Below are 25,879 nucleotides of genomic sequence, written 5' to 3' on the forward strand. Positions count from 1 at the left end.
GCGACTCGAATGCTGAGTTTTCTGCCCCATAGCCTACGCGGTACCCTTGCGGCCCTGCTGCTGATCCTCAACACATTGCTGTGTTTCAGTGTGTTGTTCCCCCTGTCGCTGATCAAGCTCCTGCCTATCGCAGGTCTGCAGGTGTTGTGCACCCGCCTGATCATCCGCATAGCCGAGTTCTGGATGACCTGCAACAGCGGCTGGATGGCCCTGACCGGCAACATTCAGTGGAATATTGAAGGTCGTGAGCGGCTCGACTACGACGGCTGGTATCTAGTGACCAGTAATCATCAGACCTGGGTCGACATTCTGGTGCTGCAGCACAACCTCAACCGTCAGATGCCGATGCTCAAGTTCTTTCTGAAACAGGAATTGATCTGGGTTCCGGTGATCGGGATTTGCTGGTGGGCGCTCGATTTTCCGTTTATGAAGCGCTATAGCAAAAGTTATCTGGCGCGCCATCCGGAAAAAGCCGGGCAGGACGTAGCAACCACCCGCAAGGCCTGCGAGAAGTTCAAGACCACGCCGGTGGCCATTTTCAACTTCCTCGAGGGTACGCGGCTCACGCCCGTCAAGCACGCCGAACAGAACTCGCCTTTCCGCCATTTGCTCAAGCCCAAATCCGGTGGCATTGCCTTTGTACTCGACGCCATGGGCACACAGCTGCGTTCCCTAGTAGACATCACTATTCACTATCCCGATGGTAACCCCAGCTTCTGGGATCTGCTCAGCGGACGGGTCAGAACCGTGGTGATGCGCTGCGAGCTGAAGCCGATCCCGGTCGAGTTCCTGGGCTGCGATTACCAGAACGATCCCGTCTTTCGCGAAGCCTTTCAAGCCTGGGTCACCCGGCTGTGGGCAGAGAAAGACAGGCTATTGGGCGAACTGCACCAACAATACCCGCACAAAAAAGCGCAGTCCTGAGGCTGCGCTTTTTATCAGACGATCAGCTGTCGATTACCGCTGCATCGGCCGCAGGTTGATCTCGACGCGGCGATTTTGCGCGCGTCCTTGCTCACTGTCATTGCTCGCGATCGGCTGGCTGGGGCCGGCGCCAGTGGCGCTGATGCGTGCGCCAGAGATGCCCTGATTAACCAGGTAGGATGCAACACTCTGCGCACGGTCACGTGAGAGACGCATGTTCAGATCATTACTGCCCGTGCTATCAGTATGACCGACGATTTCGACACCGTTCTTGTCAAACTCCTGGAACACCTTGACCAGTGAATTCAACGTCGTATAGAAGCTGCTGGAAATATCCGAAGAGCCGCTAGCAAAAGTGATGTTGCCAGGCATGACCAATTGCAGATTATCACCGTTACGCACTACCTGCACACCGGTGCCCTGCAGCTCCTGTCGCAGGCGCGCTTCCTGCTTATCCGCATAGAAACCGTAACCCGCACCAGCAGCGCCGCCTACGGTTGCGCCGATCAACGCACCCTTGCCCCTATCGTCACTACCCGAGGTAGCTGCGCCAATAACTGCGCCGACCGCCGCGCCGCCCAAACCGTATATTGCGGACTTGCCCGTCTCGCGCTCACCGGTATAGGGATTAGTAGTGCAGCCTGCCAACAGCAGCGTACTCAAACTGGCAACGATCATTAGTTGCTTCTTCATGTATTGATTCCTTTTGCGAGAACTTGTGTAAACAGGTTAGCACGCCAATCTGCAGACCTGCGGATATATAGAGACAGTAAAACTGCAGATTATATCCCGCTTGTTCAGCTTTCAGCGCCTCGGTGCACCAGTTTGTCCACCACCAAGCTACCGACAATATCCCCCTCAACGTTCACTGCGGTGCGGACGGTGTCCAACAGCCTATCGATCGGCAGAAGGATAGCGATGGCTTCGGCGGGCAATCCAACAGCTTGGAGAACCATGACCATGGTGACCATCCCGGCGCTGGGGATACCGGGAGCACCGGTCGAGGCGATCATCGCGGTAAAGAAGACCACCATTTGCTGCGCAAAGCTCAACTCGATACCGACCAGATTAGCAACAAAGAGAGCTGCCGCGGCTTCGTAAAGGGCTGTGCCATCCATATTCATGGTAGCGCCCAACGGCAACACAAATCCGGCAATACTACGGCGGACCTTGAGATTGTGCTCTGCGCAACGCATCGAAATGGGCAGCGTGGCGGCGCTGGAACTAGTGGCAAAAGCGGTAATCAATGCTTCCCGAGAACCGCGCCAGAACCATAGCGGCGACTTGCCGGTGACCAGAAAAAGAATGCCGGGGAGTATGACGACACCGTGAAACAGCGTAGTGGCAAACACCAAAACAATGAAACCAAGCATGGTCACCAGCAGTGAAACATCCTGCTCGGCCACCAGCCTTATAAGCAGCGCCAGAATACCCAAAGGCGCCAGACGCATGATCCAGCCGATCACTTGCAGCAGCAGCTCGAGAAACTCCTGCATCAGCCGCAATATGCCCTGATAGCGATCACCGCCAGCAACCAGCGCAATGCCGATAAACAACGCGAACACCACAATGGCAAGAATGCTGCCATTGGCAAAGGCAGCAAAGGGGTTCTGGAACAAATTAGCGAAGAAATGCAGGAAAAATTCCGACATGGTCAGTTGCCGAGCTTCGAAGGCATCCATGGCATCGGCAAACAGCGTAATGGGCAGATCCGCGCCCGGCTTGAAGATATTCGTCGCCAGAAGCGCTACCAGCATCGCCAACGACAGGGTAATAACGAAGTACACCAACGTGGTAATCCACACTCGATTGACCTGGTGATGTGCCTGCAGGTTGGCAACGCCAACCACGATGGAGGTAAAAATCAGCGGCACCAAAATCATTTTCAGCATGCCGATGAAAATGCTCCCCACCAGCGTACTGGCGTATAGAACACCCGTGCGCAAGCCATCCTCTGCTGGAACCAGACTTAGCCCCCAACCAATCAGGACGCCCAGACAGGCGGCAATCAATATCTGACGATTAAGGCTGGGCATGATCTCGCTCTTTGTAGGGTTGGGGCACTGATTTTATAACGTCTGATGACCACAGGTGCAACCCTGAACGCCGCTAGTGCAAAAGACCAAGCACCTTGCCCTGGGCCACCGCCTGAGTGCGGCGCGCTACCCCGAGCTTGTGATTGATGCGTCGGGCATGACTTTTCACGGTATGCAGGGAAATGAAAAGCGCCTCACTGATCTGCTGGTTGGAATGGCCGCGCGCAATGCACTCCAGCACCATTTGTTCACGATTACTTAGCGGCTCGACCATCGAGACGTCTGCTTCGGGAACCTCCGGCAATCGCGCCCGCAACTGATCCCGGAGTACAGTCGCAGGCGCACGCATCAGGGTGCGCCGCATCAAACCCGGCAACTGCGACATCAATGGTACAAAGGGGCCGATAATCGACTCATCAGCAGCCCAGGCAATCGCTTCGAGCAATAACCTCTGCGCTTGCGCTGAGCGCTGGCTGCGATACAGCATCTGTACCAGTTGCGTCATCACCGACAGTGCCTGCAGCCGCTCACCCTGCTGTTGCAATGTTTTCAGAGCCTGCCACAACAGTTCTTCCGCCTCAGCGTGCTCACCCTGGCTCCAGAGCAAGCGGGCGTACACGCGATTAATCACCACCGGTAAGACGTGAAAGAATGATGGCGGTGCCGCCGGATTGTCCAAACAATAGGTCTGACGCAACCGTGGCAACCATTGCTCGGCAAGTGCATAACGCCCCGCGCTGATCCACAGATCGCTTTTCAGCACGGTGCCCCAGCCAAGGTAGTACACCGGTGGTACGTCCCACTGATGCATCAGACGCTCCGCTTCGGCCAACAATTCAAAGGCCAGACCGAAACCATCGCGGCGGCGCGCCTCGATACCTGCCAACAGGCAGTAACCGGGTAATACGTGCAAATCCCGACAGGCGCGGGCCTCTTCCATGCCTTCGCGCACCCGGTGTCGTGCAGTATCCAGATCACCCAACTGACCGATCAAATACCCATGGTAAATCGCCAACCGGGCGCGGATGGCCAAGCCTTGCGGGAAATTCAATGCCGCCAACACCCCTCGCTGCTCTGCTAGCAGCCGAGATGCCCGACCGATCTCCCCCCGCGCCTGCAGTAGCCGTGCGCGCACCAGAACAACCTGCGCCTCGAACAGGACATTACCGCTGCGCTGGGCCAGCTCCAGGGCCGTCCGGGCCCAATGTCGCGCGCCGTCCATATCCTGTTGGCAGACCGCGACGTCAGCCAGCGTCAACATCGACATCAATCGGCTACCGACCTCGTCCTGCTTCAGACATTGCAAGCTTTGATGTGCGCTGGTACTCGCCCCATACAAATCCCCTCCAGCCCTGGCTATAAAACTCTGCAGCGCCAGCGCCTGGCCCAGAAGCAACCGTTGACCAGCCGCATCAGGTTGCGGCAAAAAGTGCGCTAGACGCCCCAGCATGACCCGGGCGTCTTCCAACTGGCAGGCCAGCGCTAGGGTCCAGCCATGAACCAGCACCAAACGAGCGGAACTGCCCTGCAATATGCGGGGTAATACCGCCTTCCAACGCAGCAGTGTGCTGACATGCTGCTCGGCAAGCAGTTGATCCAATGGCAGGTGCTGGGCCAGCGCCGCAGCTTCATCCGGACGCTCAGCAGCCATCGCCTGCTCTACCGCGTCGGCTATGAAGCCATGCTCGCGAAACCAGTCACACGCGCGCAAATGCATCCGATGGCGAGCGCTCTGCCCTTTAGTCGCCCCGCGCTGACGTAACACATCGGCGAACAGATGGTGAAACCGATACCAGGTGCCCAAGGAGTCCAATGGCACAATGAACACCTGATGTTGCAGCAACCAGTCAAGTATCGCCTGGCTATCGGTCGCATCCCGCACCTGATCACATAACTCAGCAGTGAAGTGATCGAACCAGATAATCTGGGACACAAAGGCCTGAACATGAACAGGCTGAGCTTCAATCACCTCTTCCAGCAGATAAGCCTCTACAAGCCGCTCTTCACTCGTTTTCGAGGGTGCAGTCGACTGGCGAGCAGTCAACGCCAGCATGCGCAGACCAGCAAACCAGCCTTCATTGCGCTCGATACGCTGTCGCAGCCATTGGGCGTCAGACATCTTTACGCCTGCCTGCTCGAGAAAAACCTGCGCCGGCTCGCGCGCCACACGCAGATGGCGTTCATCAAGCTCCAGCAGTTGGTTATTCACACGCATGCGCGCCAGCGACCAGCTCGGCCGACCCCTACAGGTAAGCAGTATCTGAAAGCCCGCAGGGAGCTGCTCAAATAATAATGCACAGAGGTTGTCGTTCGCACTTCCACGCACCAGATGATAATCATCGATAATCACCAGTACGGGCTGCTGCGGCGTGCACTGCCTATGTAAATCCGCCATCAGGCCAGACAGCACAAGCTCTATCGACAGAGGTTGATCAGCAGGTGCCTGACATAGCAGCGCCAACTCAGCCGCCCCTACACCGGGAAACAGGTCGCGCAAGCCTTCGATCAGACTTCGCATCAGCTGCGCAGAATCTGCATCGTGCCGCTCGAGCGTAATCCATGCTGAACGCCTGGGCTTGGATGGACGCTGAGCCAGATGTTCAGCGTATTCAGCTGCCAGCGTACTTTTACCAAAACCCGCAGGCGCGCTGATAAGCACCAGACGGCAGAAAGCAGCGCTCTCTATCTGACGAACGAGGTCGAGTCGTGGGAGATGATCCGCCGGTAATGGCGGTCTGAACATCTTGTTTGGAAAAGAAGAAAAAGCGGACATGCCGACAAGTTTATCGGCATTGAAAGGGCGTTATCTTGTCGATTTGTAACGAACCGGACCGCAGCATGGGCTGCGGTCCGGAATATTGATTAGCGAATGCCAGACTGACGCAGGGCAGCCGGGGTGAAGTCAGAAGAGCTGGCTGCGTGCTGGTAGTTATAGTCACGCTCCTCTTCGTTGTTCAGACCCATAACCAGATAACGACCGGCAAGCACGTCATACAGGGTTTCAGCGGCGAAGCCAGGGACCTGATCCCTGAAGCGATGCAGGGCATGTGCCTCGGCGACGCGCCACATGGTGCCACGGCCATCGTAATGATCGATGTGCGCAGCCTGCCAGGAATCCTCGTCAATGAACATGTGACGCTTGGCATAAATATGACGCTGGTCCGGCTTGACTGTAGCCTCGACTTCCCAGACGCGGTGCAGCTCATAGCGAGTCAGATCAGGGTTCAGGTGACCCTCCTTGATAATATCGCTGTAAGCGTGCTCAGGCGAACCCAGGTTGTAGCTGTTATAGGCAATATACATTTCTTTCTTGCCCTTCAGATCCCAGTTATACCGATCGGGCGCACCGTTATACATGTCCAGGTTATCAGAGGTACGCATGCCGTCAGCAGCGGTACCTGGACCGTCATAGGATACCTGTGGAGCACGACGCACGCGGCGCTGGCCGGCGCTGTAGATCCACGCCATACGAGGAGTATCAACTTGGTTGATGGTCTCGTGAACCAGCAGAACGTTACCCGCCAGACGACTGGGATCGGTTACCTGCTGTTTGAAGTAATAGAGGATGTTGTCCATGGTGCCAGGCGTGAAATCGCCCAGACCCTGGGGCAGCACGTAATCCTCGCTAAAGCGCACGACGGTGTAACTACCGTTGGTCTGCGGCGTCGCCTGCACGATCACACGATGCAGCGACTCGCCACGGAATCGAGTGATGTGGTTCCACACCGCTTCCAAACCATTGGAGGGAATTGGGAAGGCAAGCGCCAACCGGTAGTCTTCCAGCCCATAGCCATCAGCAACCAGTTTGGTCTTAGCGGCGTTTTCACGCGCTGCGCCGTAAACGTTATCCGGCATAGCCACGCTGCGGCGGCTTTCGTACACCGGCATACGGAAGGTTTCGGGGTAACGCTTGAACATGGCGATCTGGCCAGGCGCAAGATTTTCGGCGTACTGCTCGACATTTTCTGCCGTGATAACAAACAGCGGCTTGTCATCAGCATAGGGGTTGGAAGCAAAACCATTGGCATCTACCGGTGCGGCGTCAGTAGCCAAACCACCGGTCCACTCGGGAATGGTACCAGCGGCATTGCCTGCCTTTTCTGCCCCAACCGGCGTCAGGGTATTGCCCAGTGATGCGACCTGCTCGGGCGTAGCGGCAGCCATGCTGACGGTACTAAATACCAGCAATGAGGCCGCCAATGCGGTGTGTTTAAATATAGGTTTCATAATATGCTTTACTTTGCCTGTGGCCAGATTTAGTACCCCGGCCGGTTGAAGGGTGCCAATGCTGTACAGGATCGCTGAGCCGATAGAACGACGCGCGACAGGTGACAGCCTTAAGCAGCCGCGCAATATACAGCAGCGCGCGCGGCATAATGACCATCCAAAGTATGATTCTGCGGATATAGCGCTGTGCTGGTCATGTCGGTTAAAGGCAATAAAACCGACCCTTCAGGTCGGCGAACCGATCGAGAAACCAGGTCCGCCTGAAGATGAAGACGCCGTGGCGCGTCAGTGTTACCGGCGCGCCACGGTCATCGATACGCTCAAAGCGTAGACAGGAAGGGGGCTTCAGCCTCTTGCCATTTGACAATCTCACTGCGGATGAGTTTTTTGTCAAGCTTGCCAACACTGGTTTTGGGTATTTCGGTAACACATGCAATCTGATTGGGGATCGCCCACTTGTTGATCCGACCCTCTTCGGCGTAACCCTTGAGATGATCCCGCACAATACGCGCGTTCATCTCTTTGCCTTCGTGGGGCACGACCAGCGCGAAGGGCCGCTCATCCCATTGCGGATCAGGCACACCTACTACCGCTACTTCCTTCACGGCCGGGCATTGACTGATCAGGTCTTCCAATTCCAGGGAAGAAATCCATTCACCGCCGGTCTTGATCACATCCTTGATGCGATCACGAATCTCGATAAAGCCCCTGTCATCGATCGTTGCAACGTCACCGGTATGCATCCAACCATGAGCCCACAGCTCCTGGCTCTTTTCTGGCTCGCGGAAATAGCCCTGAGTTAGCCACGGTGCACGCAACACCAATTCGCCCTGGGTTTTACCGTCGTGGGACAAGAAGCCCCCTTCGGGATTCATCAGGCGCGCTTCCACCAGAGGTACCGGAATACCCGCTTTGATTCGGTGCGCAGCACGTTGATCTTCGCTGCCCTGCTCCAGCTCCAGGTTGATGTAACCACTGGAAATCAATGGGCAGGTTTCCGACATGCCATACGCGGCTGACAGAATCATCCCTTTGGCCTTGGCGGCGTCATACAGGCTGCGGTTCAACGCGCTGCCACCAATGATGACCTTCATACCGCCAAAGTCCATGTCCTTGGCACCATCAGCGTTAAGCACCATTTGCAGGATGGTCGGAACACAGTGGGAGAAAGTCACTTTTTCTTCACGGATCAGCTTGCAGAGCATTTCCGGCTCATAGCGGCCAGGGTATACCTGCTTGGTGCCCAGCAGAGTTGCCGCGTACGGAATGCCCCAGGCATGCACGTGGAACATCGGTGTAATCGGCATGTAAACGTCGCGATTGCCAAACAGACGCACGCTGTCCAACCCGCCCATCAGCCCTACGGTGGTCATGGTGTGCAGCACCAATTGGCGGTGGGTGAAATACACGCCCTTGGGGTTGCCTGTTGTGCCGGTGGTGTAAAAGGTCGTCGCGACGGAGTTCTCATCAAAATCGGGAAAATCATAGGTCGGCTTAGCGGCAGCCAGCAGCTCTTCGTATTCACCAGCCAGACCGGGCAGTTCAGCCGTCTTTTTCGCCTCATCCGTCAGCAGGATGGTCTTTTTGACGGTTGTCAGCTGATCTTCGATTGCCTTGTATATCGGTACAAACTCGCTGTTGACCAGCACGAAAATATCTTCGGCATGATTCATCGTGTAGAGGATCTGGTCAGGCGAGAGGCGGATGTTAATGGTGTGCAGTACGGCGCCAATCATCGGAACAGCGAACATGCATTCCAGATAACGGTGGCTGTCCCAGTCCATAACCGCGACCGTATCACCGGCTTTGACGCCCGCATCGGTCAGTGCATTGGCCAGCCGGCAGATCCGCTGGTTAAAGGTGGCGTAATCGTAACGACTGATATCTCGATAGATAATTTCCTGCGTGCGCTCATAGCGCTGGCCGGATAACAGCAGAGTCTTGATCAGCAACGGCGTGGCATGAGCCTCTTCCGTCGGCTTGAGGATACGGGTATTGAGCATTGTGATGACCTGTTTTGTTGGGCTTGTCTGGTCGGGCTGCAGGCGTTGGCCAAGCATGCCTTTAACTATAGCCAAGAAAATATCCGGCTACCTATCACTCCAAAGTATGAACCTGATCACACTTATTCCACGAGTATACTTAGCAGGTATAATCATGCAATCAGGTCAGGCAGTCGCCCGACGACCAAAGTCAGTCATTTTTGTTATCCAGGAGCACAGCATGTCCGAGAATCACATCGTCATCGTCAGTGGCGCACGCACCCCCATGGGCGGCTTTCAGGGCAGCCTATCCCGCGTACCTGCCGTGGACCTCGGCGCAGTGGCCATTCGCGATGCAGTTAGCCGCGCCGGCATCCAGCCAGCGGATGTTGAAGAAGTGATTATGGGATGTGTACTGCCAGCCGGCCTCAAACAGGGCCCGGCACGCCAGGCAAGCCTGAATGCAGGCTTGCCCACTTCAACCGGCTGCACCACCATCAACAAGCTCTGCGGATCCGGCATGAAGGCCGTCATGCTGGCCCACGACCTGCTCAAGGCTGGCAGCAACACGATCATGGTCGCTGGCGGCATGGAAAGCATGTCCAACGCACCCTATTTACTGGAAAAAGCGCGCGGCGGCATGCGCATGGGCCATGGCGAAATCAAGGACCACATGTTCATTGATGGCCTGGAAGACGCCCGTACAGGCCGACTGATGGGTTCCTTCGCACAGGAAACCGCGGACAAGTACGGCATCACCCGTGAGGAAATGGACGCCTACGCGATTGAGTCTCTGGTCCGTGCTAAGAAAGCCATCGACAATGGCTCACTGGATAGCGAAATCGTCCCTGTCACTGTAACTAGCCGCAACGGCGAGACGGTAGTGAAGGATGACGAGCAGCCGCACAAGGCCAATATCGACAAGATTCACGGCCTGCGCGCCGCATTCGGCAAGGGCGGCACGATCACCGCCGCTAATGCCAGCTCCATCTCCGACGGCGCCAGCGCGCTGGTACTGATGACCGCTGCCGAAGCAGACAGACGCGGCATCACGCCGCTGGCCCGCATTGTAAGTCATGCGACGCAAAGCCAGGACCCGAGCGAGTTTACCACCGCCCCTGTTGGCGCACTGACTAACCTGTTCACCAAGACAGGCTGGAGCAAGGACGACGTAGACCTGTTCGAGATCAACGAAGCCTTCGCCATGGTCACTATGCTCGCCATGCGTGAACATAATCTGGACCATGCCAAGGTCAACATCTTCGGCGGCGCCTGCGCCCAGGGTCATCCTATTGGCTCCACAGGCTCACGCATCATCGTCACGCTGATCAACGCACTGCAGAAAACTGGTGGCAAGCGCGGTGTTGCGGCGCTGTGTATTGGTGGCGGCGAAGCAACCGCAGTGGCAGTCGAGCTGATCTGATAGCCGGCCAAGAAAAAGAGTCCGGATGCACCTTCCCTTCTGGCTGACTACCGCACTGCTGTTGCCTGTATTGCTTTACCAGGGCAAGCGGGCCCAACAGACAACGCCTCGACTGCCCGAGGGAAGTGGCCCTTCGTCCGGTCAGTACGGTGAAGGCACGCAGACGAAAAGGATTCTGGTTGTAGGTGAATCCACAGCAGCGAGTGTCGGCGTCGCTACCCACAACTTGGGCCTGGCCAGCCAATTGGCGAAGCAGATTCATCAGCGCACCGGCCAGACTACGGCCTGGCATACCTTCGGCATTAACGGCATTCGATTGCGTGCGTTAATCGACGAACTGGCAAAGGCAGAATTGCCCCGGGCGGATGTCGTGCTATTGAGTATGGGGGTAAACGACACGACAGGACTGACATCGAGATACCGCTACCGGGAACAGTTGGTCGCTATACGTCAATTACTTGCCCCACGCTACTGCGGGCCGCTGGTGTTGCTCAGCGTACCCCCTATGCATCTGTTTACCGCTCTGCCCACACCGCTGCGGCATGTTATGGGTTGGCGTGGACGGCAGCTCGACAGACTCTACGCCAGCCTCGCCCGCCAACACCCAGGCGATTTCACTCACCTGAACTACCCGGTTATTACCAATCCAACGCTACTCGCCCCTGACGGTTACCATCCTAGCGAGAAGGGCTATCAATACATTGCCGAGGCATTGGCGCATAGCGCAACGAAAGTGTTTAATTAACGATCTGAGTGCCGTTCAGTGAGGCTGGCACCCTGCGCACTATCCAGCTCAGCAGCATCCCGTACAGAGGCACAAACAATACCAGGCTGATAATCAGCTTGATCGCATAATCGACTGTGGCGATCTCGACCCAATTGGCTGCCATGAACGGATCGTCGCTGCGCCAGAATGCCACCGAAAAGAACAGGTAGGTGTCCAGCAGGTTGCCAATGACGGTTGAGGCAGCGGGCGCAACCCACCACTGGCGCATCTGCCGCAGGCGATCAAACACCTGCACATCCAGCAGCTGGCCCAGCACGTAGGCTAGGAAGCTCGCCACAGCGATACGAAAAACGAACAGATTGAATTCGCTCAGCGCCGCCAACCCACCGAAGCGCGCCTCGTTGAACAGCACCGATACCCCATAGGATGCCACCAGCGCCGGCAGCATGACCCGCGCGATCACTCGGCGCGCATCAACCTTGCCCATGAGCCGAACAGTGAGATCGGTGGCCAGAAAAATGAATGGAAAGCTGAACGCACCCCAAGTGGTATGCCAGCCAAACAACGTAACAGGCAACTGCACCAGGTAGTTACTGACAATAATGATGAGAATGTGAAACGCGATCAGACCGGCCAATACAGGGCGGTTGATCGATACCGTGATCAACGACATGGGATGTCCTTTTTGGTGTGACATGGGGTTAGGGAACCCATTGCCGCAACCAATATGGCTGCGCGCGGCCAGTATTCTAGCGTTTCATCGAAGAGAAAGGTACCAGGGCATAAAGACGGTATTGCAGGATCCACCGTTTTCACAAGCCAGATCATATGATGACGCGGATCAATTTCACCCTAGTGGCAGCCCTGCTAGGCTTAGCACTGAGACTCCTCAGGACAGCCCATGGACATTAATACGCCCGTTACAATGGCGATCGCCATTATCGCTCTCTGGATAGGTTTTCACATCAATCGCAGAGTGTCCTTGCTGCAGACATACAACATTCCCCCGGCTGTCACCGGTGGGCTGCTGATCAGTAGCCTAGTCGCAACGATCGAAGCTACCACAGGGCGTGATGTCCGTTTTGATCTGCACCTAAGAGATCTACTGCTGATCTCCTTTTTCAGCACCGTAGGACTGTCGGCACGGCTGCGCCAAATGCTAGAGGGTGGCAAGGCGCTGGCGATCATGCTCGGGCTGGCAGTAGCGCTACTGATATTCCAGAACCTGACCGGCACTCTGATCGCCATGGCCGCAGGTGAAAACCCTCTTCTGGGACTGATAGGCGGCAGCGTGTCGTTAGCAGGCGGACATGGCACCGCTATCACCTGGGGCCAACTCTTCGAGGAACATTTTAGTCTGGCCAATGCCAGCTCCATAGGCATGACCTTCGCCACAGCTGGGCTGATCATGGGCGGATTGATTGGCGGGCCGGTGGGTGCGTGGCTGATCCGACGCAATAATCTACATTCGAGCGAGCCTGCCTCGGAGATGCAGCACATTGAATCGGGCAACAAGGTCACCTACATCATAGAGTTGAACAGCGTCCTGACCGCCGTCTTGCTGATAGCCTTGTGCTTTGCCCTTGGCGCTAGCATTTACGGTTGGCTGTCCGGCGTAGGCATCCGTTTACCCGCTTTCCTGACAGCCATGTTTCTGGGCATAGCACTGACCAACGGTCTCGAACTGTTCAATATCGAGATTGATAACCGACCCATACAACTGGCCGGGGACCTGAGCCTACAACTTTTCCTCGGCATGAGCCTGATCAGTCTGCCGCTTCTATCTCTGCAGGGGGCTTTCGGACTGATAAGCGTGGTCATGGTCATGCAAGCGATTGTAGTCACGCTGCTGACCGTCTTTGTCGTCTTTCCCCTGCTGGGCCGAGACTATGACGCCGCCTGTATAAGTTCAGGCTTTATCGGTATGGGCTTGGGTGCCACGCCGATTGGCATCGCCAATATGAACGCCCTCACCAACCGATTCGGGCCCAGCCACAAGGCCTATCTGGTCATACCACTGCTCGGTGCATTTTTCATCGATATTGCCAATGCGACGCTGGTGCAGCTGCTGCTGAGCCTGGGAATTTTCCAGGGATGAGAGCAGCTGGGCAGTTTAGCGAGGCGCTGCAGTTCTGCCAGTCCGTGTAAATAGAGTACGCAGACAGATCAAAGCTCAACACCGTAATAACGCAGCACAATAACCATTGCCCAGTAACAGATAGCAGTGATACCCATGGATGCCGCAAGACTCAGGTAGAAGTTGACTCCCTGCGCCAACAGAATCGGCAGCGCCACAAATAACGCCAATGACGGCAACACCAGCCAGAACACGCTGCCTGCGAGCGCACTCACCTTGGCGGCGTCCCCGGTGTCCAGGTACAGCCATAGCATCGCCAGAACAGACGTCAGTGGCACCGAGGCAAGCACTGCCCCAATAAAGGAACTGCGTTTGGAAATCTCCGAAATCAAAACAACCAGAACCGCCGTCAGCGCAATCTTTACAATGTAGTAAGTCAAATCTGTGTACCCCCTCGAGCCCCCCGCTTGCCCCCGGTCACTTACCTACAGCACCAGTGTCGTAGCCAGCGCAAGCATCAGCCCCATACCAAGCACGTCGGTGAACGTTGTCAGAAAAATACTGCTAGCAGTCGCTGGATCGGCGCCGAAGCGTTTTAGCGTCAGCGGAACCAGCACGCCAAAAAGGCCACTGCCTATGCAAGAGCCAATCATGGAGATCATGATCACGAGTCCCAGGAGTAGAGGCTCAACCGACCCGGTCATTCGGGCATAGAAAAACATCGCGCCCCCTGCGATAAAACCAACAACAGACCCATTGAGCGCGCCCAACAAAATTTCTTTGCGTAACAGCTTGCGAACCGGAAAGTCGCGCAGCTGGCCCAGCGTCATACCCCTGAGTGTAATAGCTAGGGCCTGACAGCCGGTATTGCCGCTTTGGCCGGCAAGCACCGGCAGGAAAGCAGCCAGGGCGACTATCTGGGTAATGGTGTCTTCAAACGTACCCACTACAAAGGCGGCGGCGAAAGCGGTGACCAGGTTAACCAGCAACCACGGATGCCGCATACGGAAGGACTCGAATACCGAGGTGCTGACCTGCTCCTCTTTATCAACACCATATTGCGCACCGGCTTGCCCACTGAGCTCCGACGCGATGCGCTCATACAGCTTCCAGCCATGCACAACACCTACCACCTGATGGGCATCATCGACCACCGGGTAAAGGGGGTAGTGACGATAAAGCACTTCGCCCACTGCTTCCTGAATGGATGTATCGACGCCAAAGGCAAAGGGATTTTGAATCATGATATCCGCCAACGGCTCAGACGGCTTGGCAAGAATCAGATCACGCATGCCAACCACGCCCACCAGACGATCAGACTCGGTAGCAAAGATGTAGCTGATTTCAGACAGATCAGAACTTTTGACCAGAAAAGCCAACGCTTCAGCCACGGTGAAGGTTGCGGGCAAAATAGCCGTAGCCGGCGTCATCAGTTCCCCAATGGTCTCTTCAACCCCGGACAGCACCGCTTTGGTCGCATGATCCTCCGCCCCCACTGAATCCGCCAGATGCGACGCAACGTCCATAGCTTGATCATAGGGCAGGCGCGAAAGAATAAACTGAATCTCATCAGGCGTCAGTCTTGCCAGCGACTCTGCCGCTTCAACGGACGGCATTTGCCTGATTTCCTCTACTCGCTCGGTGAGTCCGATATTGTTCGACATAGCGTGATCCTGATGATGACGGGAGATCTTCACTACAGCTTATACCCGGCTCACCGCCAACATGAAGAAGTCATGCCCTATATTCTCCGATTGGAAATACCAGCGCCTTGGTGTGACGCAGTACACGCCCTGCGCGGAATAAAGCATGGTTAGCAGGTCGGTGCATTGATCGGCGCCATAGTGACATTCAGTTGGAGTAACTCGACCAGATCACCAAACTGCGTATAAATAGCCACGTCAGCCGCGTCGCGACCGTAGGCGACAGCTATACGGCCACCCAACATATCGCTTTGCGTCGGATCAAAGGTGTACCAACGCCCGCCAACGTAAGCTTCAAACCAGGCATGCATGTCCATCGGTTGCAGGTTTTCGAGATACCCAACGACCATACGCGCCGGGATGGAGAGCGCACGACAACAGGCGATGCCCAAATGTGCCATGTCTCGACAGACCGCCTGTGATTGCTGGTTGACCTCACAGGCACTGACACTCAGCTGCCCAGCACCTGGCGTATAGTCGATGGTTTGCCGAATGTACTCTGTTATCGCGCTGCATTGATCATACCCAGCAAGACGTCCTGCCACGATAGAGGACGCTAGTTGAGTACAGCGGTCAGATTCACAAAATCGACTAGGGAGCAAAAATGGCAGGGTTTCGACTGGCAACTCCTGCACTTCAACAAAGGGAGCCCCAGGCGCAATATCAGAGCCCATAGAGATATCTACATCAAACGACGTGCTTATTGAAAAAAGCCCAGCCGGAGCCATCAAACGCTGACATAGATTGCCAAATGGATCGGTAAACTCTACCGCCGACACACCAGAGCTCAACAGGTACTGTTCACAACCTATCCACTGTTGCCAACCGCTGCGTGGACGCAACATAAATATGAACGGCGTCGCAACGAGGCTATTAAATTCGAGAAAACAGGTGGCACGCATCCACATAAGAGACCTACTCCACTGTACGGATAAGAGATCGAATAACACCTTACCAGCTGCATGTGATGACTTTACGCCTAACGCCGGGCTTTAGCGCAGGCTTGTAGTGGCGCGCCTCGGCAGCGATACCCAAATTAACCATGATATTTTGCGCTACACTGCGCGCATCTAGCCAAGACGGGTGCCCTATGAAAGTGTGTGGCGTTGAAATCAACAGTAATGATGTGAATGTATGTTTGTTGTCGCTGACAGACGAAATTTTTGAGCTGCCTGATTTTCGCTCTCGGCGGCTGACACTGACGGATATCAATAGCTCCCGCGAACTGCGCTATTTTCAGCAGACCTTTGCCAAGTTGATGCAGGATTACCAGGTAGACCGCGTAGTAATCCGACAGCGGCCAATGAAAGGCAAATTTGCTGGCGGAGCGGTAGGGTTCAAGCTGGAAGCGGCCATCGAGCTGATCAATGACCTGAACGTAGTGATCCTGTCTACGACTGACATCAAGGACTCATTGAAGCGCAATCCGATACAGATCACCTATGCCGACACTGACCTCAAGGTCTATCAAGAGGTAGCGTTCAATACAGCCTATGCGTATTTGATGAAAGACAAATACGCCGCTTCAGTCGTTTGAAGCTATGGCTGAGCCTCCCTATCGACTGCCTGTTGTACCTGCCGGTAGAAGGCTAAGCGCTCTTTACCCTGTTCGCCACCTTGACTATCCGTTGCCTGTGGCCAGTTGCCATTCGAAGCGATCACCAGTTGCCGCTTGGGATCGATGAAGATTCCCTGGCCGAAAATGCCCTGGGCTAGATAAGCGCCAGCATCCAGAGTCCACCATTGATAGCCGTAGCCCTGTCCGGGCATACCAATGTCCGCCTGCTTAGTGGTTGCCTCCGCAAGCCAGTTATCAGGCAATACCTCCTGCCCATCGGCTATGCCGCCACCCATGATGAACAGCCCGAAGCGCGCGTAGTCCCGGGTGGCAGCTTGTATGCAGCAACCACTGATTTCATGCCCGGTCGACCCCAACAGCCACGTCGCATCCTGTTCCATGCCAAACGGCTTCCAGACTTTTTCCGAAAGATATTCCGACAGGGTCTTGTTGGCCGCCGAACTGGCCAGCACGCCGATCAGATTGGTCTCACCGGTTTTATAAACCCACTTAGTGCCGGGTGGTGCCTCGGATTCCAATTGACGCATGTAACTCACAGTGACATCAACGCCCGGTTCGGCTTTGTGGGCAGTGAATAGCGCGACATCTGATTGAGGGTCAGCGTAGTCCTCATTCCATTTCACACCCGATGTCATCGTCAGCAACTGCTTGATCGTGACGTTGTCGTAGGCAGACCCCTTAAGGTCGGGAATATACTCTGAGACGGTGTCATCGATACTTTTGATATAACCATCCTTAATAGCGACACCCACCAGTGTCGAGGTAAAGGATTTAGCCACAGAGAAACTGGTCCAGCGGCCCTCAGGACCAAAGTCCAATCCATACTTCTCAAGTCTAATCTTGCCATCATGGACGATCACCAGAGCGGCGGCGCGCTGGTTCTCCATAAACGCATCGATATCCATACCCACATCGAGCGGGGCGCCTTCCGGTAAGGGATAGACATTCCCACCGGCAGGAATCACCCTCGAGGTTGAAAGGACAGGCAACCGGTCCAAAGCCCGAAAGGCGGCATCGCGCTCCGGGGTAGACCAGAAGAGCACACTGGTATCAGTCGGAAAGTTCAGGATCAGCCTGCGCATGTCTTTGTTAGCTGTCGCCCAGAACAGGCCACACCCCACCACAAGCAAAACCACGATTGATATGATCGATTTTTTCATGCTTAGTCCCTTTATTTTGTATATCTATACTAGTAAAACGAGCAGATTTTCAGCCGATGTTTTTAGACACATAAATTATGGTGATCTTCTGTTAGTTGATATGGCAATGTCTTAAGGCTTTGATGTAAAGAATGAAGCCACAATCTGATCCCAGATCTATCTGAGTCACCTGACTCTAGGGTTTCTCAATCTATTACGACATCCCACTATTTATTGAAAATCTGAGAGGAATTAATGAAGCCGTATCAAGCAACCATTCTCAACGCCGCCGTTTTGGTGGTATTCGGTCTTTGGGCGTATCTGAATGTAGCGGTAGAATCACGCTCCATGACAATATTGATACCCGTGTTTTTTGGCATCGCGCTAGCCTTGTTGGTTGTACCTTTTAAAAAGGACAATAAAATTGCTGCTCATATTATTGCCGGATTGACCCTTTTGATTTCCTTAGCACTCATCATGCCGCTGCTAGGCTCCATTGGCCGCGAGGATATGCTTGCCGTATTCCGGGTGGGCGTGATGATGGCGGTCAGTCTGTTTGCACTAGTTGTGTACATTAAAAGTTTTATTGCCATACGGCGTGCACGGTAAAGTGTAGCCTAGCCACGTAGTCCCTTGGCCACACGGTAATGCTGAATTGCCCTTCAGTCGGTCGGGTAGCCACACTATTAGTGAGCTCAAGCATTTTAAACACATACTCCGGGGGGGGGGGGGGACTTTAACTCACCCCTAATAGCACAGCGGACAGTTAGAACCCATTATTAGGGGAATGAATGCAACTATGCTCTAAAATCTGGAGTCGCGCTCACACGGCACTCCATCGTTATCTCCGTCCATTTTTGTGTTGGGACAGTTTCTTAAAAAATATTCAGCTTCATCTCTCGAATTCATTTGACTGCAATGTTGCCTGCCATCACATGAAAAACTCATAACTGGTTGTACCAACGCAGCTATGGGAGCTTGGAATGCTTGAGATGTTGGCGATATATCCGCTTGTGTTGTAGCGATATTTTTTTGGTAGTAATTCCAGCCCACGAATGCAAGCAATACGTAAATTATTAGCTTTATCAAGATTCCACCAGTTTCTGCTCATGGATCTAACGTCCCAAATCAGCCGCGCAGCTTACTGCGTCAGCTGAATTTATTGTTAGGCGTGTTTGCCAGAAACTCAAGCAGTGCCGCCGTGAACTCTTCAGGTGCATCCTGTTGTACCCAATGAGAAGCTCCATTGAGCGGTTTAAATAGCGCCTCTGGAATCTCGTTTGACAGTTGTACCCCATCCGTTGATTTTTGCCATGGATCATCCATTCCCCATAGAATCATTGTCGGGGCAGAGATGCTTGCATGTCGGTCGACTAGGGCCATAGTCTGGTTGGCGTTCAGCGCGGACGCATTCCGAAGCAAACTCAACTTCCCTTCTTCACTGGACCATGGGGCAATAATTCCCGCCCGAAACTCCGTTGTCAGTCGACTATGGTCCGACAGACCGGCTGCGAGACTCACCTCCAGTGCTTCCACCAAATCGGCGATCGGACGAGACTTCCACCTAAATGGATGACCAAAGTCGAGCATGTCATCATCGAATCTGTCGTAACAGACTGCATTTGTAATCACTAGCCGATTGACTCGCGGTTGATGCTCGATCGCCAGAATGAGTGCTACTGCTCCCCCCGTGTCATGGCCTACCAGGTCCACGCAATCCAAATGAAGGGCATCTAGTAGCGAAATAATCATACGGGCCTGGTCTTGAAACGAACGGTCAAAGCGGTCTCGGCGGTCGGACCAGCCATGACCCAGAAAATCAGGCGCAATAACTCGATACCCAGCTTGCACGAGGAGAGGGATTACAGCGTGATATAGGTATCCCCACGTCGGTATCCCATGCATCAAGAGAATAGTGCCTTTGAAATCCTGACCGGTGTCAATGTAACGGATGGTGACTGGTATATGAGCAACCGTACCCGCCGGCAGCTTGATTTCCTGCTGCGAAGATTTGAACTCTTCCCATGTGGCCCAACTGAGCATCGAGGACTCCTCTCTGTACGGATCTGATCGCGGTTTGTTATGAATTTGCATGTACAGGAAGCTAACAATACTCATTATTTAACTGCGCGACTATTACCAAATTAATATGTTGAGTTAGGAGAATTCTCGGGGTTTATTTCACCATAAACCTCATCAGGGTCAACGTCATTAATCAGTAATATTTCTCTAACTGCCTCAATGTGATCTAATACTTTCTGGTAGCGATCACCATACTCAAATTTAGTTACTTCAATTGATCTTGGCATATAAGTAAAAGCAATTTTCAATGCTTCCAAGGAAGACAAACTCATTTTTTCACTCATTTCCGTACTCATCCTCTAATGGTCTTTATTCATAACTCTCGCATCAGCAGCCCGGTTCTGCTGGGTCCGACTGCGTACGCTTGTTATGAGGAAGTTAAAACTTTTCATTATTCTTAGAACCTAGATTATTGATTTTATGCTTGCCTAGAATTTTCAACAGGAAGTTTCGGCAGAATCTAAGGACGGGATAAAGAATACGCGATACTGTTTTTGACTTAAATACCCAATAGTTTAGGCGATTGAAAACTCCAGAACGGCTGCCGATTAGAGCCAATTCATGTATTGCATCGGAACCGTAATAAAGCTGATTTCCCATTTTTAGCACCATTCCCTGATCTATATCCAGGCCTTGCGAGGTGATTTCCGTCAGCACCTCACTGTTTTCGCGTGCGTCTACGATTCGTAAATCCCCGACACTTTTGCGTATTTGAACTACTTGGCAATAAGCGTTGCATGCTGGGCATTCGCGATCATAAACGAGATCTATAACTTCACGGTTCACTCAGTTTTTCCTGCCTGATAACGTAGAGCTTTGCGGCAATTTTGTAGCCGCGAAGCGGTGAATAAATTGTCCGGCAAAAGCGCTTGGTTAGGGTCTAAGTAGCAAGTGTAAAGGATTATTGTCTGGCGCATAACGGCTTATCAAATCAATGAATTTTTCTGATTCAATGTAGAATCGGGTCCTGAATTCATAGAATAAGTGCAACGCTTAAAACGATATGCAGAGAGCCAACGTTACCAGATTGAAGCCGGATTGGCTTCTGACATGTCCCTGTCGCGCATTGCAAAACAGATTGGTGCTCATCCCTCGACCGTCAGCCGAGAGGTTAGACGCGACAGCAACGGACGCCTTTACAGGGCTGAGCAAGCGGGGAGCCAATGCGATTATCGGCGTACCAATGCACGCAAATTCTGCAAGCCCAGGGCATGGTTATGTCAACGCTTACCCATCTGGCTTGCGAAGGAGTTCAGCCCTGAGCAAATCGCCAATCAACTGCGGTTTGAAGGCTCTGAGCACGCGGTCAGTCATAAATGGATTTATCGCTTTATCGATATCGACAAGCGAGGGCCCTACGGAGCTTGAAACCCGCTAAAGAATCGGTGAATGGAAAGGCGACACAGTGCATAGCAAAGGGGGTAATCTGGTCACGTTGGTGGATCGCAAAAGTGGCTATCTCAGTGCGTATCCTATCAAACGCAGAACTCGCCGTCAGGTGACACAAGCCATCAATATTCAACCGAAAGGGCATCAGGTGCATACGCTCACGCTGGACAACGGTAAGGAGTTTGCTAATCACGAAAGGATCGCTCTGAAAAGCAGCTGTGATGTTTACTTCGCTGACCCTTATGCATCCTGGCAGCGCGGCACCAACGAGAACACCAATGGTTTATTGCGGCAGTACTTCCCCAAGGGCAGGGACTTCAGCAAGATGACCGTGGCAGGGGCCGTGTCATTCGCGCCCGCGTCGATCATATACTTTGGCTGAAAAACACCAGAACCTCAATTCGCCGTAACTTCTTGCGCGGAACTACTCGGCCTGCGCCATCAGATTCATGCACTTGGAATACATTTTTCGCCAAATCAAGTCCGACTGTGTAAAGTGAAGAATCATCTATTTTATTTTTGTGGATCATTGCAAGCCTACCTTCGCACATTGATGCCGCCGGCGGGGGACGGTTGCACCCTCAAAACTGGGTGAACTAATTAAAATGTGACGTTCCGCTGATCCTCAATAATAAAGTTTCTTCGTTGCGTCTTTGGATAAAAATCATGGGAGTGGACACTTTGATCTTATATTTCCTTACCGCATTCATATTTCTCGCGTTGGACGCCGTAATGCTTACCTTTGTGATGAAGCCACTTTTTACACAACATCTTGGCGATTCAATGCGAGATGGTCTGATGTTGGCCCCGGCTGGACTATTTTATCTCGCTTATGTTGCCGGATTGGTTTTTCTCGTTTCAATGCCGGCGTTGCGTGACGCGGATCCAGCCCGCGCGGGCTTGCATGGCGCGATTATCGGCGCAATGGCGTACGGGACCTACGAATTCACGTCCATGTCGATCATGAAAGACTGGTCATGGGTGATGGTTGTAACCGATACAACGTGGGGCGCGGTGTTGACAGGATTTTCTGCATGGGCTGCTGTCTGGCTGATGCTGCGTTTTCAAAGTTGAGGCACAAAAGGTCCGTAGGATTTTTTTTCAACCACGAAGACTTCGCCGCAAATTGCGCCAGAACTATTTATAGAGAAACGTAAATTTGAACATTTTCTGCACATTTCTTACGAATTAGTTAACTCTTCCATCCCGGATGATCACATTGACCCTCACCGCGAATAAGCAAGGGCGCAACGAAGATCAATATACGCCCACGCAAACGTCTGAGGTGGAAGACGCCGTACGAAGTATATGCGGGGGTGAGCGTTGCACTTATGCGTTGAATTCAGGAGTGGATACGCAAACTTAGGTTCTTACGGAAGCCGATTACTCATAGTTTTCTCGATGCACGCTATAGCTCATAACCCTTCCAGTACGCACGCCCGAGGAATGGATCCAAAGGGGCAATGTAATGGGAGTCGCCGTGGGTCGGTAATTGGAGTCAGATGATCATTAATTTTTTTGATCCTCTGCAGGGCCACATAGATACCGTATTCTGGCTTAGTAATGTTCATCTGACCCCAATTAATGCTTCAGCCAACTATTATGTGTCTTTTACTTTATGGCCTTGTTAGATCTTCTCTTGAACAAAATCCAACTATTTTCTGAACCTGCAATAGACAAAAAAAGGTCTTCCATTCCTTTCCTAGTACTCCTTCACGATTATGAAATAATTGCTTTCTATTACCCAATACCCGTCTTTGCCACAGGCTGAGTCAGTTGGATAAATAAATTATTTTGTTCCGACTGTTTCTTTTTTATTTAGGGCAATCGATCCTATCAAGTTTTTTAATCGTAAGGCTTGCCGTATCAAAATCACAATTATTAAGCCCTAAGAATTGTGTTAGTAATGACTGATAATCACTAGAAGTTTTAATTCCAGTATTTTCGTAAGAGCCTGACATATCAGGGCGTTCTTACCCTGTTTTTCGACACTACTCCATTCTGTTGGATAGCCTTATTCTAAAACACAACCAATTAAAATTAAAAATTAAGGCAATATATAAAGTATTACTCATGTTTTTCCTGAAAACCTAACACCGTATTCAGCGGCTTGTCCGCTGCAATGCTTTGTTAGCCATAAACTTCTTTAAAAAAAATAGTATTAAAAGTAGTAACCCAACCAGAAAAAGAGTTATGCTGGCAAAAATATGGCATGCCCATAATAGCCCATCAGGCGGAGGTCTTGGTAACGGAAAGACAAATTGAACTCCATATATGCAACCTGATGCCACCAGAAAAACCCCAGTTAAAAGAACACTCAAAGATGTGGGTAAATAATTGAAAATAACTCTTGTCATGCCACCTATTATAGATATTTCGATCAAAACCACACCAACACTTAAACTCCAAAAGGAGATTGACACATTAACTTTTTCTGATGGAACATCGGGCGACGGAAACGCGAAAGCAATTCCATAGATCAAGCCAAAAATAAAGAGAAAGGCTCCAAACATAAAAACATATTTTAATTGAATTTTATTCATAAGTTTTCAAGATAACGCCGTATTCAGCGGCTTGTCCGCTGTAATGTATTGTTAGGTTCATGCTTTCTTAAAACATACCAGGCTGAAATAGCGCAACATGAACCGAAAAAGCCGAATACAATATGTCCTAGCATTGATTTATAATCCATAGAAAACGGCGCGTCTAATGCAGATGTATATACTGGCCCAATGAGGTACACCGTCATTATCGGTACCAAAGCCCCTACTAGAATGAAAATTATTATTGAGAGTGTTTTCGATACCCACAAATATATTGGGTATAAAATTAACAACATGAACCTACATATTATATAACCAAAACAAAAAAAAATTAAAAATCCAATTAGTAAGGTTGCGAAATGTAACAGCCTAAAGCTTCCTGCCAGAATGTTCGGGATGATTATTACAAAGTAGAAAAAAAATGATTCTACAGAAAGAGTGATTCCACAAGCTACTGAAGCCGAATGCGCCACTTTAGTATTAATTACTTTCATATAGTGAGCCTAACAATGATCAGATCGCACGCGATATTAATGCATAACGGTGGTTTCGGTATAACACCGGAAATTCCTTCAAGACCCTAGTCCTTTTTTTTTCAAAACGGAGACCTATATCCACAGCCCCGTTGCTTGACGTATTCACTTGGCTTCCACATTTCGTGAATTCATTACTACTGTACAAATAACCCTTCGACAGGATCAGTATTTGATCACCGTCATCCGCTACCCATTGATGTTTTTCTGCAAGCACGCTACCGCACTGTCCACTTCAGGAAAAAATGGAATAAAACACAGGCGGTGGTGGGCTAGGAAGGCAGGCTGTACGTGCCTGAGGGGCGGGATGACTCGTGCGATCTTTTGCTTGGCTTGAGAGTAATCTACTGCGTGCTGGGTTGTCCAAGACCATTTATAGCCCAAAAGCCTGGGCCTAGTGCTCCAAACGCTTCGAGTTAAGGCACCTCTGAAGGTCAGCTCAGGTTTATGCAGGGCCATTCAGGGTGCGCGTGCCTCTTGCCGAATTGAAACAAGTGTTTAACACTGGCAGACCTTTTACCCTGCCCAGATAGATAGGAGCATTTCATGAGCGATATTCGTTTTGACGACAAGGTCGTTATTGTTACCGGTGCCGGCGGCGGCATTGGTCGTGCCCACGCCCTTTTGTTCGCCAAGCATGGCGCTAAAGTTGTCGTCAACGATCTGGGTGGCAGCACTCAGGGCGAAGGCGCCAACAGTGATGCGGCGCTGAAAGTGGTTGAAGAGATCAAGGCGGCCGGCGGTACTGCGGTAGCCAACCCGGATAACGTGATCGACGGCGAGAAGATCGTCCAGTGCGCGATGGACAATTTTGGTCGTGTGGATGTGGTCGTTAACAATGCCGGCATCCTGCGTGACAAGAGCTTCGCCAAGATGACCGACGCTGACTGGGATCTGGTCTACAAGGTTCACGTTGAAGGCGCTTATAAGGTGACTCATGCAGCCTGGCCCTTCATGAAAGACAACAACTTTGGTCGTATCATCTTTACTGCTTCCACTTCCGGTATTTATGGCAACTTCGGCCAGGCCAACTACGGCATGGCCAAACTGGGTCTGTATGGTCTGACCCGTACCCTGGCGATTGAAGGCCGCAAGAACAACATCTTCGTTAACGCTATTGCCCCTACCGGCGGTACGCGTATGACTGAAGGTTTGTTCCCTGAGGGTGCCTTTGACAAGCTCAAGCCTGAACTTGTCAGCCCGCTGGTAGCGTATCTGTGTTCTGAAGAGGCCAAGGAAACCGGCAGCTTGTTTGAAGTCGGTGGAGGCTGGATGGGCAAGGTGCGCTGGGAGCGTTCGCTGGGTATCGGATTTAACCCCGATGAGGGCTTTACGCCGGAAGATGTGGCTGCCAACTTCGAGAAGCTGTGCGACTTTGAAGGTGCTGTGCATCCCAAGGACAACATCGAGGCACTGCGTGAACTGATGGCTAATATCCAGAAGTTCAGCTGATAGCTTAGATGTGCGGCAGCCTGGTTGTGCTGCCGTGATATTTGGAGCCCGCACTGGCAGTCA

Annotated in this window: 25 protein-coding genes and 1 pseudogene; 11 read left to right on the plus strand and 15 right to left on the minus strand. The window is 52.6% G+C overall.

Features of this window, described 5'->3' with window-relative positions; all coding sequences use genetic code 11:
* The first annotated feature begins 9 nt into the window (after window positions 1–9).
* The gene (locus ACJAXR_RS02450; RefSeq protein ID WP_415056656.1) at window positions 10–924 is read left to right on the plus strand and encodes an acyltransferase; all 915 of its coding nucleotides are present in this window, start codon (window positions 10–12) and stop codon (window positions 922–924) included.
* A 33-nt stretch (window positions 925–957) separates the two neighbouring features.
* On the opposite strand, the gene ACJAXR_RS02455 is transcribed toward ACJAXR_RS02450, so the two are convergent.
* The 4 genes from ACJAXR_RS02455 to ACJAXR_RS02470 all read right to left on the minus strand — a co-directional run bounded on the left by ACJAXR_RS02455 (window position 958) and on the right by ACJAXR_RS02470 (window position 7,187).
* On the minus strand, window positions 958–1,617 hold the full coding sequence (locus ACJAXR_RS02455) for an OmpA family protein (RefSeq protein WP_415056657.1): 660 nt from the start codon (window positions 1,615–1,617) through the stop codon (window positions 958–960).
* A gap of 104 nt (window positions 1,618–1,721) precedes the next feature.
* The gene (locus ACJAXR_RS02460) at window positions 1,722–2,960 is read right to left on the minus strand and encodes a dicarboxylate/amino acid:cation symporter (RefSeq protein ID WP_415056658.1); all 1,239 of its coding nucleotides are present in this window, start codon (window positions 2,958–2,960) and stop codon (window positions 1,722–1,724) included.
* 73 nt (window positions 2,961–3,033) lie between these two features.
* Complete coding sequence (locus ACJAXR_RS02465) at window positions 3,034–5,733, minus strand: LuxR C-terminal-related transcriptional regulator (protein WP_415056659.1); 2,700 nt, start codon at window positions 5,731–5,733, stop codon at window positions 3,034–3,036.
* A gap of 89 nt (window positions 5,734–5,822) precedes the next feature.
* Window positions 5,823–7,187, minus strand: a complete 1,365-nt coding sequence (locus ACJAXR_RS02470) for a DUF1329 domain-containing protein (protein ID WP_415056660.1) — start codon at window positions 7,185–7,187, stop codon at window positions 5,823–5,825.
* A gap of 58 nt (window positions 7,188–7,245) precedes the next feature.
* Between ACJAXR_RS02470 and ACJAXR_RS02475 the strand changes: the two genes are divergently transcribed.
* Window positions 7,246–7,518 carry a hypothetical protein gene (locus ACJAXR_RS02475; protein WP_415056661.1) on the plus strand — a complete coding sequence of 91 codons (273 nt, stop codon included), beginning with the start codon at window positions 7,246–7,248 and terminating at the stop codon, window positions 7,516–7,518.
* Here the strand turns inward: ACJAXR_RS02475 and ACJAXR_RS02480 are convergent.
* Window positions 7,508–9,190, minus strand: coding sequence for a fatty acid--CoA ligase (locus tag ACJAXR_RS02480; protein ID WP_415056963.1), 1,683 nt, complete (start codon window positions 9,188–9,190; stop codon window positions 7,508–7,510). The genes ACJAXR_RS02475 and ACJAXR_RS02480 overlap by 11 nt on opposite strands.
* A gap of 220 nt (window positions 9,191–9,410) precedes the next feature.
* On the opposite strand from ACJAXR_RS02480, the gene ACJAXR_RS02485 reads away from it, so the two are divergent.
* Window positions 9,411–10,592 carry an acetyl-CoA C-acyltransferase gene (locus ACJAXR_RS02485; RefSeq protein ID WP_415056662.1) on the plus strand — a complete coding sequence of 394 codons (1,182 nt, stop codon included), beginning with the start codon at window positions 9,411–9,413 and terminating at the stop codon, window positions 10,590–10,592.
* A 25-nt stretch (window positions 10,593–10,617) separates the two neighbouring features.
* Complete coding sequence (locus tag ACJAXR_RS02490) at window positions 10,618–11,337, plus strand: SGNH/GDSL hydrolase family protein (RefSeq protein WP_415056663.1); 720 nt, start codon at window positions 10,618–10,620, stop codon at window positions 11,335–11,337.
* Here ACJAXR_RS02490 and ACJAXR_RS02495 read toward each other — a convergent pair.
* Window positions 11,330–11,992 carry a 7-cyano-7-deazaguanine/7-aminomethyl-7-deazaguanine transporter gene (locus ACJAXR_RS02495; protein WP_415056664.1) on the minus strand — a complete coding sequence of 221 codons (663 nt, stop codon included), beginning with the start codon at window positions 11,990–11,992 and terminating at the stop codon, window positions 11,330–11,332. The two genes, ACJAXR_RS02490 and ACJAXR_RS02495, sit on opposite strands and share 8 nt — an antisense overlap.
* A 228-nt stretch (window positions 11,993–12,220) precedes the next feature.
* Between ACJAXR_RS02495 and gltS the strand changes: the two genes are divergently transcribed.
* Complete coding sequence (gene gltS, locus ACJAXR_RS02500; RefSeq protein WP_415056665.1) at window positions 12,221–13,417, plus strand: sodium/glutamate symporter; 1,197 nt, start codon at window positions 12,221–12,223, stop codon at window positions 13,415–13,417.
* A 68-nt stretch (window positions 13,418–13,485) separates the two neighbouring features.
* Here gltS and ACJAXR_RS02505 read toward each other — a convergent pair whose 3' ends face one another.
* The 3 genes from ACJAXR_RS02505 to ACJAXR_RS02515 all read right to left on the minus strand — a co-directional run bounded on the left by ACJAXR_RS02505 (window position 13,486) and on the right by ACJAXR_RS02515 (window position 16,007).
* A complete protein-coding gene (locus ACJAXR_RS02505) occupies window positions 13,486–13,836 on the minus strand; it encodes a DUF3147 family protein (RefSeq protein ID WP_415056666.1) in 351 nt (116 codons plus the stop codon).
* 45 nt (window positions 13,837–13,881) lie between these two features.
* Window positions 13,882–15,060: a magnesium transporter gene (locus tag ACJAXR_RS02510; protein WP_415056667.1), complete on the minus strand. Its 1,179-nt coding sequence runs from the start codon at window positions 15,058–15,060 to the stop codon at window positions 13,882–13,884.
* 149 nt (window positions 15,061–15,209) lie between these two features.
* Entirely contained in the window at window positions 15,210–16,007 is a 798-nt protein-coding gene (locus ACJAXR_RS02515) for a transglutaminase domain-containing protein (RefSeq protein WP_415056668.1), read from the minus strand.
* 182 nt (window positions 16,008–16,189) lie between these two features.
* Between ACJAXR_RS02515 and ACJAXR_RS02520 the strand changes: the two genes are divergently transcribed.
* Window positions 16,190–16,636, plus strand: a complete 447-nt coding sequence (locus ACJAXR_RS02520) for a DUF3010 family protein (protein ID WP_415056669.1) — start codon at window positions 16,190–16,192, stop codon at window positions 16,634–16,636.
* 2 nt (window positions 16,637–16,638) lie between these two features.
* On the opposite strand, the gene ACJAXR_RS02525 is transcribed toward ACJAXR_RS02520, so the two are convergent.
* Window positions 16,639–17,838: a serine hydrolase domain-containing protein gene (locus ACJAXR_RS02525; RefSeq protein WP_415056670.1), complete on the minus strand. Its 1,200-nt coding sequence runs from the start codon at window positions 17,836–17,838 to the stop codon at window positions 16,639–16,641.
* A gap of 234 nt (window positions 17,839–18,072) precedes the next feature.
* Here ACJAXR_RS02525 and ACJAXR_RS02530 point away from each other — a divergent pair, with 234 nt between their 5' ends.
* Window positions 18,073–18,426 carry a hypothetical protein gene (locus ACJAXR_RS02530; protein ID WP_415056671.1) on the plus strand — a complete coding sequence of 118 codons (354 nt, stop codon included), beginning with the start codon at window positions 18,073–18,075 and terminating at the stop codon, window positions 18,424–18,426.
* Between the two features lie 195 nt (window positions 18,427–18,621).
* On the opposite strand, the gene ACJAXR_RS02535 is transcribed toward ACJAXR_RS02530, so the two are convergent.
* The 4 genes from ACJAXR_RS02535 to ACJAXR_RS02550 all read right to left on the minus strand — a co-directional run bounded on the left by ACJAXR_RS02535 (window position 18,622) and on the right by ACJAXR_RS02550 (window position 20,685).
* Window positions 18,622–18,765 carry an excalibur calcium-binding domain-containing protein gene (locus ACJAXR_RS02535; protein ID WP_415056964.1) on the minus strand — a complete coding sequence of 48 codons (144 nt, stop codon included), beginning with the start codon at window positions 18,763–18,765 and terminating at the stop codon, window positions 18,622–18,624.
* Window positions 18,766–18,966: 201 nt separating this feature from the next.
* Window positions 18,967–19,860 carry an alpha/beta fold hydrolase gene (locus tag ACJAXR_RS02540; protein ID WP_415056672.1) on the minus strand — a complete coding sequence of 298 codons (894 nt, stop codon included), beginning with the start codon at window positions 19,858–19,860 and terminating at the stop codon, window positions 18,967–18,969.
* A gap of 101 nt (window positions 19,861–19,961) precedes the next feature.
* Entirely contained in the window at window positions 19,962–20,183 is a 222-nt protein-coding gene (locus tag ACJAXR_RS02545; RefSeq protein WP_415056673.1) for a penicillin-binding protein, read from the minus strand.
* 94 nt (window positions 20,184–20,277) lie between these two features.
* Entirely contained in the window at window positions 20,278–20,685 is a 408-nt protein-coding gene (locus tag ACJAXR_RS02550) for a DCC1-like thiol-disulfide oxidoreductase family protein (RefSeq protein ID WP_415056674.1), read from the minus strand.
* A 264-nt stretch (window positions 20,686–20,949) separates the two neighbouring features.
* Between ACJAXR_RS02550 and ACJAXR_RS02555 the strand changes: the two genes are divergently transcribed.
* From ACJAXR_RS02555 to ACJAXR_RS02565, 3 genes and pseudogenes are all read left to right on the plus strand, one after another.
* A complete protein-coding gene (locus tag ACJAXR_RS02555; RefSeq protein WP_415056675.1) occupies window positions 20,950–21,267 on the plus strand; it encodes a helix-turn-helix domain-containing protein in 318 nt (105 codons plus the stop codon).
* A pseudogene (locus ACJAXR_RS02560) lies at window positions 21,239–21,622 on the plus strand (IS30 family transposase); the annotation flags it as partial. The gene ACJAXR_RS02555 and the pseudogene ACJAXR_RS02560, both read left to right, overlap by 29 nt.
* Before the next feature lie 332 nt (window positions 21,623–21,954).
* Complete coding sequence (locus tag ACJAXR_RS02565; protein ID WP_415056676.1) at window positions 21,955–22,362, plus strand: DUF2177 family protein; 408 nt, start codon at window positions 21,955–21,957, stop codon at window positions 22,360–22,362.
* A gap of 1,028 nt (window positions 22,363–23,390) precedes the next feature.
* Here the strand turns inward: ACJAXR_RS02565 and ACJAXR_RS02570 are convergent.
* The gene (locus ACJAXR_RS02570; RefSeq protein WP_415056677.1) at window positions 23,391–23,831 is read right to left on the minus strand and encodes a hypothetical protein; all 441 of its coding nucleotides are present in this window, start codon (window positions 23,829–23,831) and stop codon (window positions 23,391–23,393) included.
* A gap of 1,079 nt (window positions 23,832–24,910) precedes the next feature.
* On the opposite strand from ACJAXR_RS02570, the gene ACJAXR_RS02575 reads away from it, so the two are divergent.
* Entirely contained in the window at window positions 24,911–25,816 is a 906-nt protein-coding gene (locus ACJAXR_RS02575) for an SDR family oxidoreductase (RefSeq protein WP_415056678.1), read from the plus strand.
* The last annotated feature ends 63 nt before the right edge of the window (window positions 25,817–25,879 follow it).

The sequence above is a fragment of the Halopseudomonas sp. genome (genome assembly GCF_047631575.1).
In the GTDB taxonomy this organism is placed as follows: domain Bacteria; phylum Pseudomonadota; class Gammaproteobacteria; order Pseudomonadales; family Pseudomonadaceae; genus Halopseudomonas.

Excerpts from the sequence above, each read along its gene's own strand:
- ACJAXR_RS02520 (WP_415056669.1), top strand. The coding sequence starts at position 16,190 with ATGAAAGTGTGTGGCGTTGAAATCAACAGTAATGATGTGAATGTATGT.
- ACJAXR_RS02540 (WP_415056672.1), bottom strand. The coding sequence starts at position 19,860 with ATGCTCAGTTGGGCCACATGGGAAGAGTTCAAATCTTCGCAGCAGGAA.
- ACJAXR_RS02565 (WP_415056676.1), top strand. The coding sequence starts at position 21,955 with ATGGGAGTGGACACTTTGATCTTATATTTCCTTACCGCATTCATATTT.
- ACJAXR_RS02475 (WP_415056661.1), top strand. The coding sequence starts at position 7,246 with ATGCTGTACAGGATCGCTGAGCCGATAGAACGACGCGCGACAGGTGAC.
- ACJAXR_RS02555 (WP_415056675.1), top strand. The coding sequence starts at position 20,950 with ATGTCCCTGTCGCGCATTGCAAAACAGATTGGTGCTCATCCCTCGACC.
- ACJAXR_RS02465 (WP_415056659.1), bottom strand. The coding sequence starts at position 5,733 with ATGTCCGCTTTTTCTTCTTTTCCAAACAAGATGTTCAGACCGCCATTA.
- ACJAXR_RS02480 (WP_415056963.1), bottom strand. The coding sequence starts at position 9,190 with ATGCTCAATACCCGTATCCTCAAGCCGACGGAAGAGGCTCATGCCACG.
- ACJAXR_RS02460 (WP_415056658.1), bottom strand. The coding sequence starts at position 2,960 with ATGCCCAGCCTTAATCGTCAGATATTGATTGCCGCCTGTCTGGGCGTC.
- ACJAXR_RS02525 (WP_415056670.1), bottom strand. The coding sequence starts at position 17,838 with ATGAAAAAATCGATCATATCAATCGTGGTTTTGCTTGTGGTGGGGTGT.
- ACJAXR_RS02470 (WP_415056660.1), bottom strand. The coding sequence starts at position 7,187 with ATGAAACCTATATTTAAACACACCGCATTGGCGGCCTCATTGCTGGTA.
- ACJAXR_RS02545 (WP_415056673.1), bottom strand. The coding sequence starts at position 20,183 with ATGAGTGAAAAAATGAGTTTGTCTTCCTTGGAAGCATTGAAAATTGCT.
- ACJAXR_RS02490 (WP_415056663.1), top strand. The coding sequence starts at position 10,618 with ATGCACCTTCCCTTCTGGCTGACTACCGCACTGCTGTTGCCTGTATTG.
- ACJAXR_RS02570 (WP_415056677.1), bottom strand. The coding sequence starts at position 23,831 with ATGAATAAAATTCAATTAAAATATGTTTTTATGTTTGGAGCCTTTCTC.
- ACJAXR_RS02535 (WP_415056964.1), bottom strand. The coding sequence starts at position 18,765 with ATGAGTTTTTCATGTGATGGCAGGCAACATTGCAGTCAAATGAATTCG.
- ACJAXR_RS02510 (WP_415056667.1), bottom strand. The coding sequence starts at position 15,060 with ATGTCGAACAATATCGGACTCACCGAGCGAGTAGAGGAAATCAGGCAA.
- gltS (WP_415056665.1), top strand. The coding sequence starts at position 12,221 with ATGGACATTAATACGCCCGTTACAATGGCGATCGCCATTATCGCTCTC.
- ACJAXR_RS02455 (WP_415056657.1), bottom strand. The coding sequence starts at position 1,617 with ATGAAGAAGCAACTAATGATCGTTGCCAGTTTGAGTACGCTGCTGTTG.
- ACJAXR_RS02575 (WP_415056678.1), top strand. The coding sequence starts at position 24,911 with ATGAGCGATATTCGTTTTGACGACAAGGTCGTTATTGTTACCGGTGCC.
- ACJAXR_RS02515 (WP_415056668.1), bottom strand. The coding sequence starts at position 16,007 with ATGTGGATGCGTGCCACCTGTTTTCTCGAATTTAATAGCCTCGTTGCG.
- ACJAXR_RS02450 (WP_415056656.1), top strand. The coding sequence starts at position 10 with ATGCTGAGTTTTCTGCCCCATAGCCTACGCGGTACCCTTGCGGCCCTG.
- ACJAXR_RS02485 (WP_415056662.1), top strand. The coding sequence starts at position 9,411 with ATGTCCGAGAATCACATCGTCATCGTCAGTGGCGCACGCACCCCCATG.
- ACJAXR_RS02495 (WP_415056664.1), bottom strand. The coding sequence starts at position 11,992 with ATGTCGTTGATCACGGTATCGATCAACCGCCCTGTATTGGCCGGTCTG.
- ACJAXR_RS02530 (WP_415056671.1), top strand. The coding sequence starts at position 18,073 with ATGAAGCCGTATCAAGCAACCATTCTCAACGCCGCCGTTTTGGTGGTA.